This window comes from Flavobacterium sp. UGB4466, from assembly GCF_903469665.1.
GTDB lineage: Bacteria > Bacteroidota > Bacteroidia > Flavobacteriales > Flavobacteriaceae > Flavobacterium > Flavobacterium lipolyticum.
The window spans coordinates 3,727-25,569 of record NZ_CAGKLC010000012.1; the positions used below are offsets into that span (position 1 = coordinate 3,727).

A 21,843-nucleotide genomic window follows, 5' to 3' on the forward strand; every position below is an offset into this window, starting at 1 on the left:
TTACCGCCATAGTTGGACCTCCAACATAACCAGCACCAATGCAACAAATTTTTGTAATTTTCATTTACTATACTATTATTTTTTAATTTTTGTAAAACAATATCTAATTAGTTAAATTGATTTTTTTTTTAATAGTTTGTCTATTTATTGTATATAAGGAGTAATTTCTCATTGAAATTTACATAGCTAATTATTTTTATAAAAAAAAGTAATAATAAGCAAGATTAAATAATCAAAATCTTGTTTAGCTTTTCAAATTTATTTAGTTGTTAACCATAAAATTAAAAAACGACTATTCTACTTTTACAATTTAATTATTAGTCAACCTTATGCTAATAACTTTTTAAAGACTCTATTTACAACTAAAGCAAATAGAAATAAAATAGTACCTAAAACACCTCCAAAAACAAAACCTTTAATTTTTCCAAAACTCTCTTTTCGTAATGGTAAAATTGGTTTATCAATAACTTGTATTAAAGGTGTTTCTTTACGCAACGTTACTTTCGCTAATTCACTTTGCTTAACCAATTCAGTAAGTATAGCCGAATTTGCCTGAACATCAACTTGTCTTCTAGATGAAGGAGTTCTTCTTACATTAAGCGCCGGATTTAAATTAAAAGTATTATCATTAGCGATAGCTACACCAGTAATTGCGCTATTAAGTTCTCTTTTAATAGAATCGACTTGATGTTCCAAAATAGACATGTTCGTTCTAGCTTTTTTACTTTTTGTTTCAACATAAAATTCCCCTACTTCTTTAGCTAAAGCTTCACATAGATACTTAGAAAAAAGCTCGTCAGTAGATTTTACATCAATATTAATTATAGATATTTTCTTATCTTTTTGAATAACACTAAGCCCTTTCATTGATAAATTTTCATAAATTTTCCCTAATACACTATCTTGAGCACGTGTAAAAGTTCTACGATCAGCATTTGCTAAAAATCTCATATTAACTAATGCAGAATCATCATTCCATTTCTTTCTCCACTCATTGTTTTGAATATACATTTCAGCAAGAGAAGTTACTTTCCCCTTAAACCTAACTGGAGATAAGAGCGTTTTTTCTACCATATACCTAGATTTGAACAATTCAGTTAAGTTAGCCCCTGTAAATATACCTCCTCCACTTCCTCCTAAATCTAGTCCAAATGAACTTGCCAAACCTAAAGCACTCCCGAGACCTCCACCTCCACCTCCTTTCTCATCTTCTAATGCGAATGAAAGTGTAGCAGTGTATACTGGCTTTGTCATAAATGAATATGTAACTCCTAAAATTGCCCCAATTACTCCCCCTAGAAAGATAATTTTCCAGCGATACAATAAGTAATCGATCCAATTTTTAACTTTTACTAATAAATCTTTTAATGAAATTTCATCTTTTGCAATATTCCTACTTTCCATTATACCTATCTATTTAAAAGCCGTTACTATTAATAATGCTAAACTAGAAATCACGCTACCAATACCAACCCATTCCCCTGCTGTCATTTTTTTGGTTTGAGGTTTTTCAGGAACAACAATTTGGGAATCAGGTTCTACTCTAGGATAAGATCTAAAAAACAAAAAAGATGTCGTTACAGAAGCTTTTCCATTTGGATAAATAATATAAGCCTTTTTCTTCCATCCTTTGCTATCGACACCTCCTACAGAATTTATGTAATACTTAAACCCTTTACCACTTCTATATGGAATCTCCGATGTCAACAATACATTGCCAGTAACTTTAACTCCTTCATTGTAAACTGACACCTCGATCTCATCACCTGGGAACAAAGTAACGTTTGAATAGTGATTCTTATCTTTTACGATCTTTTCCCAATTTACAGGAATAGTAGCAAATTTTAACTCGTCTCTAAGTTTTTTAGATAATTTAGAACTAAGTGTATCTTTTTCTTTTAAATTTAGACCTTCCTGTTTTGGTTTCATCGCTTCTTCTTCCGCAGTCAGTTTTTTATCCAAATTAAGATTTACAGTTTCTAATTGCTCTATTTGCTCTTGCTTTATTGGCCTTTTTATTTTCATACCATCCAGATTCGCAATAGATGTTAAACCTCCTGCTCTCATTACAACGTTGTAAACAGTTTCCTTTTTATTGGCTAGAACATATTTACCCGGATAGGTAACAGCTCCACTTACCTTAACCATTTCAGGCTTTTCGTAAACTGCCATTCTTCTTATGTTAATCACATCAAAAGGCTTTAACACAAAGTTTTTAATCTGTTCGTTGTTATCAGCGGTAATTTCAAGCTCAACCAATTCAATTTTTTTAGGGTCAGCATCATCGATTACATCAGATTTTACCATTCGGGCTATTTCAACTCTTTTTGATGCCGATCCAGTCAAACCACCAACTTGTACTACTAGATCATTTAAAGTTAGATTTTCGAAATACTCGTATTCACCAGGATTTTTAACTTCTCCATCAATAGTTACTTTATATTCCTCTCTAAACTCTAAAATAGAATACACCGTAACAATATCTTCTCTTTTAAGCTCCAAATCAGCATTTAAATCTCCAGACAAAGCAGCACTTAAATCTACATTAACTATCTCAGTTGTTAAATCGGTCTTCAAACGAATAATTCTTGCTCTTTTGGTATAAGCATCTTCCTTAAGTCCTTCCGCTCTTGTGATAAGATCTGAAATTCTCATTCCTTCATTATAAGAGTAATAATCCGGTCTGAAAACAGCTCCTTCAATTTTAATACGATTTTCGAATCGGTTCAAAATCTTTGTAACCTTGAACACATCTCCAGATTGCGGAAGATACGAACCATATTCACTTTCGTTGATATCATGAACTTTAAACTCCTTTCCAGTTTTCTGAAGTACATTTACTGAAGCGGTATAAGCAAACTCATTGAATCCTGATGCAAAATTCAAAAGATCAGAAAATTTTTCTCCTTTTCTCATCTCGAAAATTCCTGGTCGTTTCACCTCTCCCTCAACTGTCACTCTTTGAGTATAAGCAGGGATTCTAATAACATCATTATCCTTTAAACTAACGTTATCCGACTGATCGCCTTTTACCAAAAACTTGTAAATATCAACATTCTTATAAACTCTGTTATTTCGAATCAATTCTATATTTCTATAACTGCCATTCTTACCTGGCCCCCCCGCTAAATGAAGTGCATTATATACAGAAGCAAGAGAGGAAACAGAGTAATTACCCGGTTGCTTCCCTCCAACAATTGTTACTTTAATTGTTCTAATATCACCTAAACTAACACTAACCTGAGATTGTCCGGAACGAACCGTACTATAAACTCTTGCGATCGCCGCTTTTATTCTTTGTGAAGCAGCTTCAATTGACATTCCGGATACTGCTATTTGTCCAACATTTTGAATTGAAATTTTACCTTCAAAATTAACCGGAACTGTATCATCAAACTGTTGAATACCATATATACTAACTTCTAATTTATCACCTGGCCCTAAAATATAGTTTACCGGTGTTGCCATTTTCAAATCCGGTTCAAAATTTAAAGTTGGATTATCAAATAATTCAGATCCAAAAATCAAAGCGTTTAATGAATCTTTTATTTTTTCATTTTTAATCTTCTCTTGTTTTCTTCCAAACTCAGAATCTTTATCAAGCTCTTTTGACTTATCGTCTTTCTTTTTATCCTTATCTTTCGAGTTCTTATCTTTGTCTTTAACGTTTTTTTTCTCGTACTCTGTTACTCGTGTTCTTAATTTATCGAATTCACTCTGAGTCATTCCTTTTGACAAAGCCATTGACTGAACATCGTTAATGGTAGCATTATTACTTTTTAACTGAGTAACAATCTTACCGATTTCGTCATCCGATAAATAATCGACTTTTACAGTGCTTAAATCCTTCGACTTTATTATATCCTGAGCACTTGCATTAAAAGACACAAGTAAAGTAAAAAACAAAATAAGAACGTATAGTATCTTTTTCATATTTAAATTTAAATTTAACCTTAAGTTTGGTTGAAGCGAAATGTTTATTTTATGAGTATTGTTTATGATAATAATCTTTATAAGAACCGGAAGTCACATTCTGTAACCACTCTTCATTATTCAGATACCAATTAATCGTTTTTTCTAAGCCTTCTTCAAAAGTTACAGATGGTTTCCATCCCAATTCTTTATTAATTTTTGACGCATCTATGGCATAACGCAAATCATGTCCAGGCCTGTCTTTCACATAAGTAATTAATTCTTGTGAAGTCCCTTCTGATCTACCTAGTTTCTGATCCATAATCTGGCATAATAGTTTAACCAGATCTATATTCTTCCATTCATTAAAACCTCCGATATTGTAAGTTTCATGATTTTTACCTTCGTGAAAAACCAAATCTATTGCAATCGCATGATCTTCCACAAATAACCAATCACGGGTATAATTACCATCTCCATAAACTGGTAAAGCTTTATTATTGATAATATTATTTATAAAAAGAGGAATTAATTTCTCTGGGAAATGATAAGAGCCATAATTGTTAGAACAATTTGTCAACACATAAGGCAAACCATAAGTCTCTCCATAAGCTCTCACAAAGTGATCTGAACTTGCCTTAGAAGCAGAATAAGGAGAATTAGGATCGTAACAAGTTGTTTCTGTAAAAAGTCCCTCAGTTCCAAGTGAGCCATAAACTTCGTCTGTACTGATATGATAAAAACGCTTCCCTTCAAAATTCCCTTTCCATTGATTCTTCGCTGCATTTAATAAATTCATTGTTCCAATTACATTAGTTTTAACGAAAGCTAAAGGATCTTCAATAGAGCGATCAACATGGGATTCTGCAGCTAAATGCAAAACACCGTCAAAATTATGTGCCGAAAAAAGTTCATTTATAAAAGTTTCGTTTACAATATCTCCTTTTACAAATGTATAGTTAGACTTATCCTCAATATCTTTGATATTTTCAAGGTTTCCTGCATAAGTCAACGCATCTAAATTAAAAATTTGATACTCAGGATATTTATTTACAAAACGTCTTACTACGTGTGAACCAATAAAACCAGCACCGCCAGTTATAAGAATTTTCTTCATTTTGCTTTCTGATTAATTTAATAATTCTGAATTTTGCCTTTCTAATGCGCTGTATATGTCTTTCACATCTTGAGAATTCTCCTTTTGAAGAATCAGATTCGCAGTATCTGTGTGAACGAAAATTGTGTTTTTTAATCCTAAAAAAGTTGTATAACTATCACATCCAATTACCATATTGCCATTTACATCTACTGGATGTCCTTTTGACACCAGGTATTCATATACCGACTCAAAAGATCCCAAATCAGACCAAGAAAAAGAAGCAGGAACTACTTTTATCTTCTTACTGCGTTCCATAACGGCATAATCTATACTTATTGATGGTATCTGCATTGACAAGTCTAGATCTAGAAATCCCTCTTTAGAAGCCTCCCAAACTGCTTTTGATTTTTCGTACACATCAGGTTGAAATTGTTTTAACTCATCTAACAACACCCCTGATTTAAAGCAAAACATTCCACTATTCCACAGAAAATTACCTCTTGCAATAAATTCTTTCGCTGTTGTTTCATTTGGTTTTTCTCTAAAAGATAAAACATTATCGTCTTTTGACTCGATATAACCATATCCAGTTTCAGGTTTTGTAGGTATAATTCCAAACGTCACGATAAACCCATCATTTGCTTTTGCAATCGCTTTCTGAATAGCATTATTATAATCATCCATTTTATCAATAATATGATCAGACGGAGTTACAATTAAAATATCATCAGGATTAGATGCGAAAGCAGCAAAAGCAATTGCCGCTGCAGTATTTCTCGGTGTAGCTTCAACAATGTTTAGATAATTCGTTTTAGTTTTATTCATTACTTTTCCACTCAGATGGTGGTTATCAACATTACCAACAACCATAACTTTATCCGCTAAATGGCTATTGCGTTCAACAGTAATTTCAAACAAAGATTTATTCTCAAATATTTCTAGATATTGTTTTGGCTGACTTTTACGAGAAAGTGGCCATAACCTACTTCCTACTCCTCCTGTTAGAATTACATGTATAATTGAATTGTTGTCTTTCATTCTTTTTTAAATAAAAAAAGGAATTTATGCACTATAGCCTGCTATCAGCTATAGTACCTAAGACTCCTTTTACATCGTATAATAAACTATTTTCTTTCTGCAACTCTGAAAAATCCAGATTTAAAAATTCAGCATGTGCTACTCCAAGTACAATAGCATCAAATTTTTCTTTTGGTACAGAATTAATAGTTTGTAATTTGTATTCTTCTTTAACTTCCTCTATACTGGCTAAAGGATCATATAATGTGACTGTTATTCCGTATTCTTTTAACGCTTTGATTACATCAACAATCTTTGTATTTCTAACATCCGGACAATTTTCCTTGAAAGTAATTCCAAGCATTAACAGATTAGCTCCATTAACAGAAATTCCTTTTTTTATCATCAGTTTTACCACCTGAGCAGCTACATACTCTCCCATACTGTCGTTTAAACGTCGTCCTGCCAAAATTATTTCAGGATGATATCCAAATTCTTGAGCTCTCTGTGCCAGATAATAAGGATCTACACCAATGCAGTGTCCTCCAACCAATCCGGGTTTAAAAGGTAAAAAATTCCATTTTGTAGAAGCTGCCGCCAATACTTCTTGAGTATCAATATCCATAAGATTGAATATCTTAGCTAACTCGTTTACAAAGGCAATATTAATATCTCGTTGTGAATTCTCGATCACTTTAGCTGCCTCCGCAACTTTTATTGAAGGAGCCAAATGTGTTCCAGCAGTAATTACACTTTTATAAAGCGCATCTACTTTTTGACCGATCTCCGCAGTAGACCCTGAGGTTACCTTTAGAATTTTCTCAACAGTATGTTCTTTATCACCAGGGTTTATTCTTTCAGGCGAGTATCCTGCAAAAAAGTCTTCATTGAATTTTAATCCCGAAACCTTTTCTAAAACTGGCACACACTCTTCCTCCGTTACACCAGGGTATACAGTCGATTCGTAAATCACAATATCCCCCCTTTTTAACACTTTACCAACTGTTTCACTAGATTTATATAACGGAGTTAAATCAGGACGATTATTTTTATCTACCGGAGTAGGAACTGTTATCACAAAATAATTACAATCTGCGATATCTTCTATAGAAGTTGTGCAGTACAACCCTGGTTTGTCATCAGAATTATCGACCAAAACCTTCTGTAAAGTCTCGTCATCTATTTCCAATGTAGTATCTGTACCTGATTTCAGAGAAGCAACTCGCCCTTCATTGATATCAAAACCTACAACGGCAAATTTTGTAGCAAATAATCTGGCCAAAGGTAAACCAACATAACCTAAGCCTATAACGGCTATCTTTATGTTTTCATCCAATTTGTATTCTTTTTTATCCACTTCAGTCATTTCAATTCACGGCTCCGCCCTTCTGAGTCACATTTTTTTGCCCCAGACACCCTACATTTATTTTCGGCAAATATAGTATATTAAGTCAAGTTAATCAATACGGTTTCTCGTAATACTAAAAAAACGGACTATTAAAAAAAACTTAATTCAACAATCCTCTATCAATCAGCATGCAAAAAATTATATTATAAAAAAAACAGAGAAATAAAATCTCAAATTAAAGAATTTTACCCTCTGTTTTAAATGAAATAGTTAAACTATAACTATTTTATTTGTATTTTATTTTAAGCACACATCCCAAAGATTCCAAAACCAATATATAATGTGTATTTGACACTTCCTGAACTATCGCTTCCTGATTACTAAAAGCGCCGGATTCTATTTTAATTCGATCTCCAGCCTGAATTGAAGTTACTGATATATCGCTTATATTTGGAGCTTTCAGACTTGCTTTTATACTATTAATTTCTTCATCGCGAACTATGGCCGGTTTCCCCAACCAAAACAAATAACGGACTACCCCGGCTATCTGAAAAACTGAATTTCGATCAATATCTTTCAATTGAACGAATACGTAAGAATTAAAAAGAGGGACTTCAACTTTCTTCTTTCTATCTGACCAATCTTTCACTTTCGTAATTAATGGGCAATAACATTCAATCCCCATTTGAATCAGCCTATCCGCAACTTTCTTCTCCCATTTCGGTTTTGTATAAACAACATACCAATTCATAATTTTCCTTTACAATGACTAAAATCTCCAACATCCTCACTTTCCTATTTTCTATTGAATTTCACTTCAATATCTTTTTCAATTAGGAACCAATCCCATTATAAATAAAACCAATTGATTCTAGTTTTTTTGCATCCAAGATATTTCTACCATCGAAAAGGAAGGCCGGCTTATGCATAGAATCGTATATCTTTTGCCAATCGTATGTTGTAAACTCGTCCCATTCTGTTAAAATAGCAATTGCATGAGCATCTTTACATGCGTCGTAAGCGCTAGCAAAGTTTGAAACTGCCAGATTGTTCTCTTCCACTGACCTCGTCTCTAAATAATTTAGATCATTTAATATCTTAATCTTTGAAACTTTCGGATCGTAAACTGAGATCCTTGCCTGTTCATTAATCAAATCATCCGCAACATAAATTGCTGCAGATTCTCTTGTATCATTGGTGTCTTTTTTGAAAGCCCAACCTAAAAATGCAATTTTCTTATCGGCTACAGTATTGTATAAAGTCTGAACAATCTTACTTGAGAATCTTTTCTTCTGATGATCGTTCATTATAATTACTTGTTCCCAATAATCTGCTACTTCATTTAATCCGTAAGATTTTGCAATATACACTAAATTAAGAATGTCTTTTTGAAAGCAAGAACCTCCAAAACCAACTGATGCTTTTAAGAATTTTGGTCCAATTCTGCTATCCATTCCAATGGCACGGGCAACTTCATTAACATCAGCACCTGTTTTTTCACACAATTCTGACATTGCATTTATAGACGAGATACGTTGCGCCAAAAATGCATTTGCCGTTAATTTTGATAATTCTGACGACCACACATTAGTCGTCAAAATTTTTTCTTTGTCTACCCAGTTTGCGTAAACATCAACCAATGCTTTAATTGCTTCTTCACCTTCTGGTGTTGTATCTCCACCAATTAAAATTCGATCCGGATTCAACAAATCAGTAACCGCAGTCCCTTCAGCCAGGAATTCAGGATTCGATAAAATTTGAAACTGAACTCCATTTCCTGTATTATCCAAAATGCTTTTAATAGCTTCCGCTGTACGTACTGGCAAAGTTGACTTCTCAACAACAATTTTGTTTTCCTTGGCTACTTTTGCAATTTGTCGGGCGCATAATTCAATGTATTTTAAATCGGCTGCCATCCCCTTTCCCTTACCATAAGTCTTGGTTGGTGTATTTACTGAAATAAAAATCACCTGAGCCTCATCAATTGCTTTTTCAACTTCTGTCGAAAAAAATAAATTCCTTCCTCTGGCCTCCGCTACTATTTCTGAAAGCCCCGGTTCATAAATCGGAATATTATCCGTATTTGGGTCATTCCAGTCTATAATTCTTTGTTCGTTCAAATCGACAACAGTCACTTGAATATGTGGGCATTTTTGAGCAATTACCGCCATAGTTGGACCTCCAACATAACCAGCACCAATGCAACAAATTTTTGTAATTTTCATTTACTATACTATTATCTTGATCTTTAATTTATTTCAAATTCTTCCAATACCAGCCCACAGCTTCCTTCAATCCTTCCTGTAAAGAATATTTAGGGTCATATCCCAGCATTTTTCTTGCTTTATCAATACTTGCTAATGAATGTGGAATATCTCCTGGACGATTTGCCCCATAAACTATTTCCACGTCAGAAATTTTAGAATCAAATGTTACTAAGTACTCCTTTAAATAACCTACTAAATCATTTAAAGTGTTTCGATCACCAAAAGCGGTATTATAAACTGTATTTATGGCTTCCGGATTCTGACTCGTCATAGCCAATTCATTCATCTGAATTACATTGTCTATGTAAGTAAAATCTCTTGAATAATTTCCATCCCCATTAATCACAGGACTTTCATATTTCATTAACTGCATAACAAACTTCGGAATTACAGCAGCATAAGCTCCATTAGGATCCTGCTTTCTACCAAAAACATTAAAATATCGCAATCCGATAGTCTCTAATCCATAAGTTTTACTAAAAATCTCGGCATAGAGTTCGTTTACATATTTTGTAATGGCATATGGAGACAAAGGCTTTCCTATTACATCCTCAACTTTCGGTAATCCCTGAGAATCCCCATAAGTTGAAGAACTTGCTGCATAAATAAACCTTTTAACTTTGGCATCACGAGAAGCGGTCAGCATATTTAAAAAACCGGAAACATTCACATCGTTTGTCGTAATAGGATCATTAATTGATCTTGGAACAGAACCTAAAGCGGCCTGATGTAAAACATAATCAGCGCCTTCAACAGCTGACACACAATCGGCAAAATTTCGAATATCTCCTTCAATTAATCTAAAATTTGAATTTGAAATAAAATCCTTTAAATTATGACGATGACCTGTCGAAAAATTATCCAGACAAACCACTTTATACCCAAGTCCTAAAAAATATTCCGATAAATTTGATCCGATAAATCCAGCTCCACCTGTAATCAAAATTGTATGTTGTTTTGATGTACTCATTTGCTTCCACTTATTTTTTATTGAATTTACTCAAAATCGTCTTCCAAACACCATGTTTTTTCTCTTCATCGTGATAACCGTTTGCATAAGCTCCGTAACCGTATCCATAAGCCGCTCCATATTTTGCCTTATTCTCATAACCATTTAACACAATGCTGGCATTATTCAGTTCCCCTCTTTTAACTCTGGTATTTAGCAATGTAATCATATCCTTTTTGGTATAATTTTGCCTTACTATATAAAGAGTTACATCTGCAAACTGTGCAAGTTCTAACGCATCCGAAACTAACCCAACCGGAGGTGTATCCAGAATAATATAATCATATTTTTGCTTCAGCTCTAGGATCATCTCTCTCATCACATCACTCAAAATTAACTCTGAAGGATTTGGCGGAATTGGCCCCGAAAGTATAACATCAAGATTTGGAACTCCTGTATGGTGTGTAATTTCTTCTAAACTATTTTGCTTTATGAGGTAATTCACAACACCGATTTGATTTTTCAAATTGAACTCATCTGCCAATCTCGGTTTTCTTAAATCCAAACCAAGAATTACCGTTTTCTTTTCGCTTAAAGCAAATACTGTAGCAATATTTATGGAGCAAAATGTCTTTCCTTCACCACTTATTGACGACGTAATCATAAGAGTTTTCGAACCACTCACCTGCTGTTTCTTGTATAAAAACTGTAAAGAGGAACGTATAGCTCTAAATGCTTCCGATAATGCCGATTTTGGCTTGTCTAATACCGCCAAACTTAACGAATCTTTATTTACTCCGATGATACCAATTAACGGTATTTGTGTCAATTTACTAATATCTTCAGTATTCTGGATCGAGTTGTTGATAAAGAAAATTCCAAAAACAAACAGCAAAGGAATTAACATCCCTAAAAACAATGCCAATACGTAGTTTACAGAAGTTTTCGGGCCAATTAATCCTCCTCCGATATCTTTTGCAGGATCAATAAAATGAATGTCCGACAAATTGGATGCTTTTACGATCTCAGCTTCGTTTCTTTTTTTCAAAAATTCAGTATAAATATTGTCACTTAAGTCATATTTTCTTTGAATTTTCAGCAACTCCTGTTGTTCTTCCGGAAGTTTTTTTACAGTACTTTCTGCCTGACCTATTTTTGCATTTACCATAGCCAAATCTGTCAGTAACGATCCTTTCGCAGAAGCTATATTTTCTAATAAAACACTTTTTATAGCCTGCATTTGATTATCAAAATCCTTGAAAATCTTATCGCTTTTTACGGCGTAAGCCATTTCTGATCTTTGTGTAGATAGCGCAATAAGTTTCGACACATTCACAACAACATTTGGATCTTCAATCCCTGCTACTGTAGGAGCCGGTAGTCTTGAATAGTCGTTGCTATTATTTAAATACGATTTTAAAGAATTATAATACGCAATTTTTCTTGTGACCTGATCTTTTTCAACATCAAAATCCATTATTTTATCCGAAACCTTAGCTCCTCCAGCTTCAATTTCGTAAATATTTTTATCTTTTCTAAACGATTTCAACTCATTACCTGTTTGCTTCAATTGCGTTTCCATAGCAATAAGAGTACTATCAATAAATCGAATAGTATTTGTTGCAAACTGATTTTTTCCGTCCAGCTGAATTTTGATTAACATTTTTACTGTCGAATTCAAATATTCAACCATCCTGGCTTTATTGGTACCTTGCATCCCCAGAGTCAATATTGATCCTCCTTTTTCATCAGCGTTGACACTCACACCTCTATAACCCGATACTGTTCCGTCAAAATCATTAAATCTAACAAAATACTCATTTCCAGTATAAAATCCCGGATTATCATTTATCTGTAAATTCCAGTTTAAAAAAGGAAGCGTGACTTGTTCTCCAGCTTTACACCTTCTCACATACTCTTTAGGCTGAACGGTTGTATTACTATAACTCTTATTGGAATACGTAATTAATGAAACTGAATTACTTTCAAATGGAATTCGAATTTCATATTCAGTTGGACTCAAAAACTTAATCCCAATTAATGTATTAGCGAGCTGCGCTTTTGTTTTGTCAATTTTCACGTAAAAAGGAACCGCACCGTAAGCATCAACTAAATTGTATTTTCCCTGAACAAGATAATCAATATAAAACTGTAATTTATCCACAACCAGCTCGTTGTGTGATCTTGATTGTATAACAGTTGTGATTCCGTTTACCTGATCTGAAACACCACCCCAATTAAAGACTAAACTTGTATTGGAGGTAAAAAAAGGATTTCGTTCTTCCTTAATTGAAACCATAGTCTGCATTCCGTAAATTTTTTCTTTACGAATGTTTACCTGATAAGCAATAGCAAAAGCTATTATCAGACTGACTAAAAACAATTTCCAGTAACTGGCGATTTTCAGTAAGAATCCCTTAAAATCAAAATTTGAATGATTTTCAAAAATGGAAAAATCTTTAATATCTAACATCTTTTGAATTTAATTTTAGTTTTTAAGCAACAAATATACCGTTGTCGCCAAAGACAAAACCGTAATAATTGTAGTAATAGATTCTATCCCCGTTTTTCCTGTTCCCCAAGATTTTTGCTTAACTGGTTTTACATAAATATAATCGTTAGGCTGTAAATAAAAATAAGGCGATTTCATCACATTTATATCCGTCAAATCGATATCCTGCATCTGAACACCTGTTGGAGTTTGACGAATTACAGTTACCGCTTTTCTATTACCTGTAATGGAGATATCTCCAGCATTTGCAATAGCTTCCATAATATTTACATGTTCCTGAAACAGCGTTTTAGTTCCGGTACTACCTACTTCTCCATTTATGGTATATCTAAAACCTGCCAATTTTACCGTAACAAAAATATTCGCTTCACTTTTAAAATATTCTTCCAGTAGTTTTTTTTCAATTCGAACACGAATCTCTTCAAGGGTATACCCAATAACATTAATTTCTCCTAAAACCGGCATTCTGATATTACCATGATCGTCAACCGTAAATCCATTAAAATATAACCCTGATTCCGATTTTCCTGTTCCCGAAGAAGCACTCTCCGTAGTATTAAAAATCGAAACTAACTTAGGATCAATTGCTTTTATATCAATACTCAAAACATCGTTTACCTGCAGCCTGTAAGGCTTAGACTCCACAGCAGCAATATTTTTCTGCTCTCCGGAATTATTTTTATCCTGTAAATAAACCATGTCTTTAACAGGAATACAAGATGTAAATAGTATGCTAATCAATAGCAGGATATAAAAGCCTTTTTTTGTCATTAGTAAAATTTTATCGCAAATATAGCTTTTCCTTTAATCTTCAGAAAATCTAAGCGTTATTTGGGTTTATTTAATTGTTTTTGAAAGTTTTTTCGAATGGAACCCGATGTAAAATACTTCGGCCAAGGGTGATTTCATCCGCATATTCCAATTCATCTCCCACTGAAATTCCTCTTGCAATGGTAGAAATTATGATTTCCGATTCGGCAATTTGTTTATAGATGTAAAAATTAGTGGTATCCCCTTCCATTGTAGAGCTGAGTGCAAAAATAATTTCCACCACCTTTCCTGCCTTTACTTTTTCGACCAGACTTGAAACATTCAATTGACTGGGGCCAACTCCTTCAATTGGAGAAATTTTCCCTCCAAGTACATGATAAATTCCTTTATACTGACCCGTGTTTTCAATCGCCATAACGTCACGAATATCCTCGACAACACAAATCGTTTGATGGTTTCTTGATGAGTTAGCACAAATTTCGCAGACTTTGGTATCTGAGATGTTATGACAATTTTGACAAAATTTAATATTCTCACGCATATTCAATAGAGCCTGAGATAAAAAACCGGTTTGTTCTTTAGGCTGTTTTAACAAATGCAGCACTAATCGCAACGCCGTACGTTTACCAATTCCGGGCAATTGCGACATTTCACTTACTGCTTTTTCTATTAATTTTGATGAAAATTCCATGACGACAAAAGTAATACATTAATGTTTCTTTTCTGATCCGATTAAAAATGAATTCCTCAATTTTCTGAGGTCAAAAACAAAAAACTTAATACTGATTTGTAGCCAATAAAACTAAAGTACAGGCCACTTCTGCCTTGATATTATTTAATTCTAACAATTGATAAAATTCCGGATTCTCAGCCCCTGGATTAAAAACAACTCTTTTAGGCTGTGCTTCTATAATATAATTGTAATATTCGCGCTGACGGGCAGGATTTAAATACAACGTAACAGTATCAATATTTTTTACCGGAATTGTTTTTGTATGAATCTTCACGCCGGCAACTTCGCCTTTGTTCTGACCAATTGCCAATACAGTATGTCCTTTTTCAACCAGCATATTTATAGCTTTAAAAGCGTAACGTTCCGGTTTTGTAGTAGCACCAAGAACAAGTGTTTTCTTATTTCTCATTATTTTTAAATATACTGCAAAAGTAATCAAAAAGAATGAGCTTATTTTAGGTTATCTTTTTAGAATTAAAAGCAGTAAAAAACAATATCCTTACATGATCTTAGCTCGAAGTTTTAAAAAATGTCTATTTTTACGGCACTAACCTAAACTCTATGGATTTATTCATTTATTTATTTGCCGCACTGTTTTCAGTATTAAACCCTATCGGCACCGTGCCTATTTTTGTTGGACTGACACAACACGATTCTCAAAAAGAACGTTCCCGAATTTCACTTTGGACCGCTATTAATGTTGGAATCATTTTATTGGTCTCCTATTTTATCGGTCAGTATGTTTTGACTTTTTTTGGAATAAGCATTGATGCTTTAAGAATTGCGGGGGGAATCGTAATTGTAAATTCCGGTTTTTCTTTACTTTCAGGAAAATTCAATAAAAAACGAGGAATCAATAAAAAAATCGAAACGGACGCACAACAAAGAAACGACATCGCTTTAACGCCTTTGGCAATACCAATGCTCGCAGGACCGGGATCAATGTCTCTATTAATTGCTTTTTATCAGGAGCACCACGGAATAAACGAAATTATAATTTCATGTTCCGCTATCCTGGCAATTGCATTTACAATTTTTGCAATCCTTAAAAGTGCTCATTATTTAGCGCGTATACTTGGTGCTTCAGGAATCGTAGCTATTTCCAGAATTGTCGGTTTTATTGTAATTTCAATTGGAATTCAATATATCGTTAGCTCCATCATCAATATTGTTAAAGGAAACCTGATGTAAACACGATCAACATACATCTAATAAAAAAGGGGATAAAACATAGTTTTATCCCCTTTTTTTATATTTAAAAACCTATTTAGCTTCTTGGCAAAAATACTTCAGCCATCATACAGCGGGCACTTCCACCTCCACAAGCTTCGATAGTATCCAAACTGGAACTTAAAATTTCCGCATGATTTTCTAATTGTGCAATTTGTTTCGGAGTCAGACTCTGATGTGCCGATGCACTCATTACAATATATCTCTTATCATTTGTACCTCGAACTTCCAGCATATTTCCGGCAAAATTATTTACCTGTGCTTCGGTGATTAGAATAACTTCCTTTTTATCCGCTTTTAGATTTTCAAGAACCATTTTACGTTCTTTTTTATCATCGATACTATCTGCACAGATAACAGCGAATGTTTCACCCAGACACATCATTACATTCGTATGATAAATCAATTTACGTTCTCCGTCAACCGTTTGAAAAGCTTCAAAAATAACCGGGGCATAATCAAAATCTTCACAGAATTCGATAAACAGCTCTTCATCTGCACGAGGAGACAAAGCGCAGTACGCTTTTGCATTTGCTCTATCCAAAAGCAGACTTCCGGTTCCTTCTAAAAAATAGCCATCTTCTTCTGCCGATGTATAGTCAACTATATTTGAGATCTCAAAGCCATTCTCTTCAAGCGTATCTAAAATATCTTCACGGCGCTCCTGACGACGATTCTCTGCAAACATCGGATACAGTGCCACATCTCCATTTTCATGAAATGAAATCCAGTTATTTGGAAAAATACTATCCGGGGTATCGGTTTCTAAAGTATCTTCAATAACAGTGACATCAACTCCAACTGCTCTGAGTTTCTCAACAAAAGTATCGAATTCCTGTTGTGCTTTTGCATTTACCGTACTTGGTAAAAGTCCGTCTAATACTTTTTGATAATAATTATTTACTGCCGTTTGCTCATTCATTCTGAAAGCTACTGGCCGAATCATTACGATCGCATTTGTAGTTTGTTTCATTTTATATGTTTTTTTTTTCATTTCAAGTTTCAGGTTTCAAGTTTGTGGAACCTGAAACCTGAAACCTGAAACTTTTTTAGTCTCTTATTAATGGTAAAGTGGAACATCTCAACAATCCCTCCTGCTTTGCAATTTCTGCATATGGAATTTCCTCTACCATAAAACCATTAGCACGCAGCCAATTGTTCAGACGGGTAAAATTCTTTTCGGAAACTACAACATTATCGTCGATCGAAAATACGTTTGAAAACATATTATACATTTCGTCTCTTTCGATATGAAACAAATTTTCTTTTCCAAAAAGATTCACCAGATACAAATAATCTGCTTCTTCACGGAAGCCTCTCTTGTAGATAATTCCTTTATCTTTTCCAACAGGCTGAAAACAGCAGTCAAGGTGTAAGGCATTGTCACGAGCTTCTAATTTAGATTTTACCAAATCAAATTCTTTGACAATTTTATTCGGGAACATTTTTCTTAAATATTCAACACCATGCATATTAGTTCTTGCCGTAATGTAATCTTTATAATCACTTCCTTTATAAGTTCCAATAAACACATGATCATTCCACAACATTACATCTCCACCTTCAATATGAACTTCCTCCGGTGGACGAACTACTTTTAACGGATCCATCTGGTCGATTACGTATTGAATTGCATCCAACTCACGTTCTCTGTCTGGCAGAATATTAGATTTCACAAAAGTATCATCTATCACAAAACCTATATCACGGGCAAAAATCTGATTGTAACTCTCAATCATTTCCGGACGATATACTTTTACATCATATTTTTGAAAAACGGCATTAAAAGCATCCATTTCGACAATCATATCTTTTTCGATTGGATAAGTCCCGGCTTTAATATGTTCCAATGATTTAGGATCATAAGCTTCCTCTAAAGATGGAGTTGGCCCATTATGAACTGCAGAACCCAAAACTACTGCCCGCAGTCTAGACGTTTCGTTCTTTATATTTAATTGCAACATAACTATATTGTATTTTGGGCAAAGATAAAAAAAGCTTCACAGGTTAAGTGAAGCTTTAATTTTTTTTTATTTGTTTGACTTAAAGTCTCTCAATGGATGTCCAGTATAAACTTGTCTTGGACGGCCAATTGGCTCTTTGTTTTCACGCATTTCTTTCCATTGCGCAATCCAGCCTGGTAGTCTTCCAATAGCAAACATTACAGTAAACATATCTGTTGGTATCCCTAATGCTCTGTAGATAATTCCAGAGTAGAAATCAACATTAGGATATAAATTTCTTGATTTGAAGTATTCGTCTTCAAGAGCTGCTGACTCTAATTTTTTAGCGATTTCTAAAATAGGATCTTCAACACCTAATGTATCTAATACTTCTTTAGCCGCTTTTTTGATTATTTTCGCTCTAGGATCGAAGCTTTTGTAAACTCTATGACCAAATCCCATTAAACGGAATGGATCATTTTTGTCTTTAGCTTTTGCTAAAAATTTATCCGTATCTCCACCATCTTTGTTGATTTCCTCCAACATTTCAAGTACAGCCTGATTTGCACCACCGTGTAAAGGTCCCCAAAGCGCAGAAACACCTGCGGAAATAGAAGCAAATAAACCAGCATGAGAAGAACCAACCATTCTTACTGTTGAAGTAGAACAATTCTGTTCGTGATCAGCATGAAGAATAAATAGTTTGTCTAATGCATCAATTACAATTGGATTTGCAGAGTATGGTCCTGTAGGCAGTTTAAACATTAACTGCATAAAATTCTCTACGTAACCAGTTGTATTATCGTAATAATTCAACGGGTACCCCATAGATTTTCTATAAGTCCATGTTGCAATTACAAGAAATTTACCCATTGTTTTACAAATGGCCTCGTACATCTCTTTTTCATTTTCAACATTTACTGCTTTTGGGTTGAATGCCGTTAAAGCACTAGTCAAAGCAGACAAAACGCCCATTGGATGAGCTGTTTTTGGAAAACCGTCAATGATATTTTTCATTTCTTCGTTTACCAAAGTATGCTTTTTAATACCATTTTCAAATTGCTCTAATTCCTTAGCAGTTGGTAATTCCCCAAAAATTAAAAGGTAAGATACTTCTAAGAAACTTGCTTTTTCAGCCAAATCTTCAATTGAATATCCTCTGTAACGCAAAATCCCTAATTCTCCATCTAAGAAGGTGATTTCACTCTTACAAGAACCAGAGTTTTTGTATCCCGGGTCTAAAGTAATAATACCAGTTAAATCACGTAATTTGTTAATATCGATAGCTGATTCATTTTCACTCCCCGTGATTACCGGAAGTTCAATTTTTTGACCATCTACTTCTAATGTAGCTATTTTTGACATAATATATCGGAAATAAATCTTATAAAATAATAATTTATCAAATCTAATGAATTTAAGACTAATTAAAAAAAGAATCCTGCTATGAATTTGTTAAAACTCCAAAAAAAAACCATCCGCCGTGGCGGATGGTTTAAATTGAATATATATAACTCTTACAATTATTTAATTTTAAAAGCATTTAAGCCAGGAAAATAAGCTGTACTTCCTAATTCTTCCTCAATTCTTAACAATTGGTTGTATTTTGCCATACGATCAGAACGTGAAGCTGAACCTGTTTTAATTTGCCCACAGTTTAAAGCAACTGCTAAGTCAGCAATTGTATTATCTTCTGTTTCTCCTGAACGGTGAGACATTACTGAAGTATATCCTGCATTTTTAGCCATGTTCACCGCAGCAATAGTTTCTGTCAAAGTACCAATTTGGTTTACTTTTACTAAAATTGAATTAGCAATTCCTTTTTCAATTCCTGTAGACAAACGAGCTACGTTAGTTACGAACAAATCGTCACCTACTAACTGAACTTTATCTCCAATTTTATCGGTTAAGTATTTCCATCCATTCCAGTCGTCTTCATACATACCGTCTTCGATAGAGATAATTGGATATTTAGCAGCCAATTCAGCTAAATAATCCGCTTGCTCTTCTGAAGTTCTGATTTTTCCGGTTTCTCCTTCAAATTTAGTGTAATCGTATTTCCCGTTTACATAAAACTCAGAAGCAGCACAGTCAAGTGCAATCATAATTTCATCACCGAAAGAATATCCAGCCTTTTCAACTGCCAATTTGATAGTATCCAAAGCATCTTCAGTACCTCCGGCCAAGTTTGGCGCAAAACCTCCTTCATCACCTACAGCGGTACTTAAACCTCTATCGTGTAATACTTTTTTCAAGCTATGGAAGATTTCAGTTCCCATTTGCATAGCATGTGTAAAAGAAGTTGCTTTTACAGGGAAAATCATAAACTCCTGAAATGCGATAGGCGCATCAGAGTGAGAACCTCCGTTGATGATGTTCATCATTGGTACTGGCAAAGTGTTAGCAGAAACTCCACCAACATATCTGTACAATGGTAACCCTAATTCGTTAGCAGCAGCTTTTGCAGCAGCTAAAGAAACTCCTAAAATAGCATTAGCTCCTAATTTAGATTTGTTTGGAGTTCCATCCAAGTCAATCATTAACTGGTCAATTGTATTTTGTTCGAAAACAGAAGTACCAACTAATTCTTCAGCAATAACAGTATTTACATTGTTCACTGCATTTAAAACTCCTTTTCCAAGATAAGCTTTACCTCCGTCACGTAATTCAACAGCTTCATGCTCTCCCGTTGATGCTCCAGATGGAACAGCTGCTCTACCTAAAACACCATTTTCAGTTACTACATCAACTTCAATAGTAGGATTACCTCTGGAATCAAGAATTTGTCTAGCGTGAACTTTAATTATAATACTCATTATTTTTATTTTTTTATTAATAAATTATATTTTTTTTTCGAAATTATAAAAATATTTAATAGTAAAAACGTATTCTAACCAATAAACGTCTTTATTTATTAACTACATCGTTTTAGCAGCAGCTTCTTTTATATTCTCAACAAACTGATCGAACAAATAGGAGGAATCATGTGGTCCCGGACTTGCTTCAGGGTGGTATTGTACTGAAAAACAATTCTTATTCTTCATACGCATCCCTGCAACCGTTTCGTCATTTAAATGCAGATGTGTAATCTCCAATTCAGGATGATTATCCAACTGCTCTTTGTTTACAGCGAAACCGTGATTTTGAGAAGTTATTTCACCTTTACCTGTAATTAAATTTTTCACAGGATGATTAATTCCACGATGACCATTAAACATCTTATACGTTTGAACACCATTTGCCAAAGCAATTACCTGATGTCCTAAACAAATCCCAAACAGCGGTTTATCATTTGCTAAAATTTCTTTTGCCACTTCAATAGCTCCAAAAAGCGGATCCGGATCTCCGGGACCATTAGACAAAAAGTATCCATCCGGATTAAATTCTGCCAAATCTTTATACGTTGAGTTATATGGATACACTTTAATATAACAATCTCTTTTAGCCAGATTTCTTAAGATATTCTTTTTTATCCCAAGATCTAAAGCAGATATTTTGTAGGTAGCACTTTCATCACCAAAAAAATAAGGTTCAGTAGTTGAAACTTTTGATGCCAACTCCAAACCTTCCATGTTAGGCACATTTGCCAATTCTTTTTTCAAATCTTCAATCGAAGTACCATCGGTACAAATAACAGCATTCATAGCCCCATTGTCACGAATATAACTTACAAGAGCTCTGGTATCAACATCAGAAATACAAATTAAGTTTTGTTTCGTAAAATAATCTTCCAGACTTCCGGAAGCATCTTCTCTGGAATAATTAAAGCTAAAATTTTTACAAACCAAACCGGCAATTTTGATGCTTTCTGATTCAACTTCAGAATCATTAACACCATAATTTCCAATATGAGTATTAGTCGCTACCATTATTTGACCAAAATAAGAAGGGTCTGTAAAAATCTCCTGGTATCCGGTCATTCCCGTATTAAAACAAACTTCACCAAAAGTCTTACCGCTAATTCCGATAGATTTTCCGTGAAAAATAGTCCCATCACTAAGTAATAAAATGGCGCTTTGTCGTGTTGTGTATTTCATTCTTTAATTTGTATTGTTTTTTAAT

At 34.0% G+C, this 21,843-nt stretch carries 18 protein-coding genes; 1 reads left to right on the forward strand and 17 read right to left on the reverse strand.

Annotation, left to right across the window (positions count from 1 at the left end; genetic code table 11):
• Nucleotides 1–327 precede the first annotated feature (327 nt).
• From JO950_RS05240 to JO950_RS05295, 12 genes are all read right to left on the reverse strand, one after another.
• Nucleotides 328–1,404 carry a Wzz/FepE/Etk N-terminal domain-containing protein gene (locus tag JO950_RS05240; RefSeq protein WP_202701653.1) on the reverse strand — a complete coding sequence of 359 codons (1,077 nt, stop codon included), beginning with the start codon at nucleotides 1,402–1,404 and terminating at the stop codon, nucleotides 328–330.
• A 9-nt stretch (nucleotides 1,405–1,413) separates the two neighbouring features.
• Entirely contained in the window at nucleotides 1,414–3,933 is a 2,520-nt protein-coding gene (locus JO950_RS05245; protein WP_202701655.1) for an SLBB domain-containing protein, read from the reverse strand.
• A gap of 49 nt (nucleotides 3,934–3,982) precedes the next feature.
• Nucleotides 3,983–5,029, reverse strand: a complete 1,047-nt coding sequence (rfbB, locus tag JO950_RS05250) for a dTDP-glucose 4,6-dehydratase (RefSeq protein ID WP_202701657.1) — start codon at nucleotides 5,027–5,029, stop codon at nucleotides 3,983–3,985.
• Nucleotides 5,030–5,041: 12 nt separating this feature from the next.
• Nucleotides 5,042–6,049: a mannose-1-phosphate guanylyltransferase gene (locus JO950_RS05255; RefSeq protein ID WP_202701659.1), complete on the reverse strand. Its 1,008-nt coding sequence runs from the start codon at nucleotides 6,047–6,049 to the stop codon at nucleotides 5,042–5,044.
• 31 nt (nucleotides 6,050–6,080) lie between these two features.
• The gene (locus JO950_RS05260) at nucleotides 6,081–7,394 is read right to left on the reverse strand and encodes a nucleotide sugar dehydrogenase (protein ID WP_202701661.1); all 1,314 of its coding nucleotides are present in this window, start codon (nucleotides 7,392–7,394) and stop codon (nucleotides 6,081–6,083) included.
• A 268-nt stretch (nucleotides 7,395–7,662) separates the two neighbouring features.
• Nucleotides 7,663–8,127 carry a UpxY family transcription antiterminator gene (locus JO950_RS05265; RefSeq protein ID WP_202701663.1) on the reverse strand — a complete coding sequence of 155 codons (465 nt, stop codon included), beginning with the start codon at nucleotides 8,125–8,127 and terminating at the stop codon, nucleotides 7,663–7,665.
• A gap of 82 nt (nucleotides 8,128–8,209) precedes the next feature.
• Nucleotides 8,210–9,601 (reverse strand): UDP-glucose 6-dehydrogenase, encoded by a 1,392-nt coding sequence (locus JO950_RS05270; protein WP_202701665.1) that lies wholly within the window; start codon nucleotides 9,599–9,601, stop codon nucleotides 8,210–8,212.
• Between the two features lie 28 nt (nucleotides 9,602–9,629).
• On the reverse strand, nucleotides 9,630–10,613 hold the full coding sequence (locus JO950_RS05275) for an SDR family oxidoreductase (RefSeq protein ID WP_202701667.1): 984 nt from the start codon (nucleotides 10,611–10,613) through the stop codon (nucleotides 9,630–9,632).
• Nucleotides 10,614–10,623: 10 nt separating this feature from the next.
• The gene (locus JO950_RS05280; protein WP_202701669.1) at nucleotides 10,624–13,065 is read right to left on the reverse strand and encodes a polysaccharide biosynthesis tyrosine autokinase; all 2,442 of its coding nucleotides are present in this window, start codon (nucleotides 13,063–13,065) and stop codon (nucleotides 10,624–10,626) included.
• A gap of 15 nt (nucleotides 13,066–13,080) precedes the next feature.
• Complete coding sequence (locus JO950_RS05285) at nucleotides 13,081–13,875, reverse strand: polysaccharide biosynthesis/export family protein (protein ID WP_202701671.1); 795 nt, start codon at nucleotides 13,873–13,875, stop codon at nucleotides 13,081–13,083.
• A 70-nt stretch (nucleotides 13,876–13,945) separates the two neighbouring features.
• Complete coding sequence (gene recR, locus JO950_RS05290; RefSeq protein ID WP_202701673.1) at nucleotides 13,946–14,566, reverse strand: recombination mediator RecR; 621 nt, start codon at nucleotides 14,564–14,566, stop codon at nucleotides 13,946–13,948.
• A gap of 85 nt (nucleotides 14,567–14,651) precedes the next feature.
• Nucleotides 14,652–15,017: a CoA-binding protein gene (locus JO950_RS05295; protein WP_202701675.1), complete on the reverse strand. Its 366-nt coding sequence runs from the start codon at nucleotides 15,015–15,017 to the stop codon at nucleotides 14,652–14,654.
• A gap of 152 nt (nucleotides 15,018–15,169) precedes the next feature.
• Here JO950_RS05295 and JO950_RS05300 point away from each other — a divergent pair, with 152 nt between their 5' ends.
• Complete coding sequence (locus JO950_RS05300; protein ID WP_173967247.1) at nucleotides 15,170–15,799, forward strand: MarC family protein; 630 nt, start codon at nucleotides 15,170–15,172, stop codon at nucleotides 15,797–15,799.
• 76 nt (nucleotides 15,800–15,875) lie between these two features.
• Here JO950_RS05300 and ctlX read toward each other — a convergent pair whose 3' ends face one another.
• The 5 genes from ctlX to carA all read right to left on the reverse strand — a co-directional run bounded on the left by ctlX (nucleotide 15,876) and on the right by carA (nucleotide 21,818).
• Nucleotides 15,876–16,811 carry a citrulline utilization hydrolase CtlX gene (gene ctlX, locus JO950_RS05305; protein WP_202701677.1) on the reverse strand — a complete coding sequence of 312 codons (936 nt, stop codon included), beginning with the start codon at nucleotides 16,809–16,811 and terminating at the stop codon, nucleotides 15,876–15,878.
• A gap of 76 nt (nucleotides 16,812–16,887) precedes the next feature.
• Nucleotides 16,888–17,802 (reverse strand): dimethylarginine dimethylaminohydrolase family protein, encoded by a 915-nt coding sequence (locus JO950_RS05310; RefSeq protein ID WP_202701679.1) that lies wholly within the window; start codon nucleotides 17,800–17,802, stop codon nucleotides 16,888–16,890.
• A gap of 66 nt (nucleotides 17,803–17,868) precedes the next feature.
• On the reverse strand, nucleotides 17,869–19,146 hold the full coding sequence (locus JO950_RS05315; protein WP_017495004.1) for a citrate synthase: 1,278 nt from the start codon (nucleotides 19,144–19,146) through the stop codon (nucleotides 17,869–17,871).
• Nucleotides 19,147–19,304: 158 nt separating this feature from the next.
• Nucleotides 19,305–20,597 carry a phosphopyruvate hydratase gene (gene eno, locus JO950_RS05320; protein WP_017495005.1) on the reverse strand — a complete coding sequence of 431 codons (1,293 nt, stop codon included), beginning with the start codon at nucleotides 20,595–20,597 and terminating at the stop codon, nucleotides 19,305–19,307.
• A 102-nt stretch (nucleotides 20,598–20,699) separates the two neighbouring features.
• A complete protein-coding gene (gene carA, locus JO950_RS05325) occupies nucleotides 20,700–21,818 on the reverse strand; it encodes a glutamine-hydrolyzing carbamoyl-phosphate synthase small subunit (protein WP_202701681.1) in 1,119 nt (372 codons plus the stop codon).
• Between the last annotated feature and the right edge of the window lie 25 nt (nucleotides 21,819–21,843).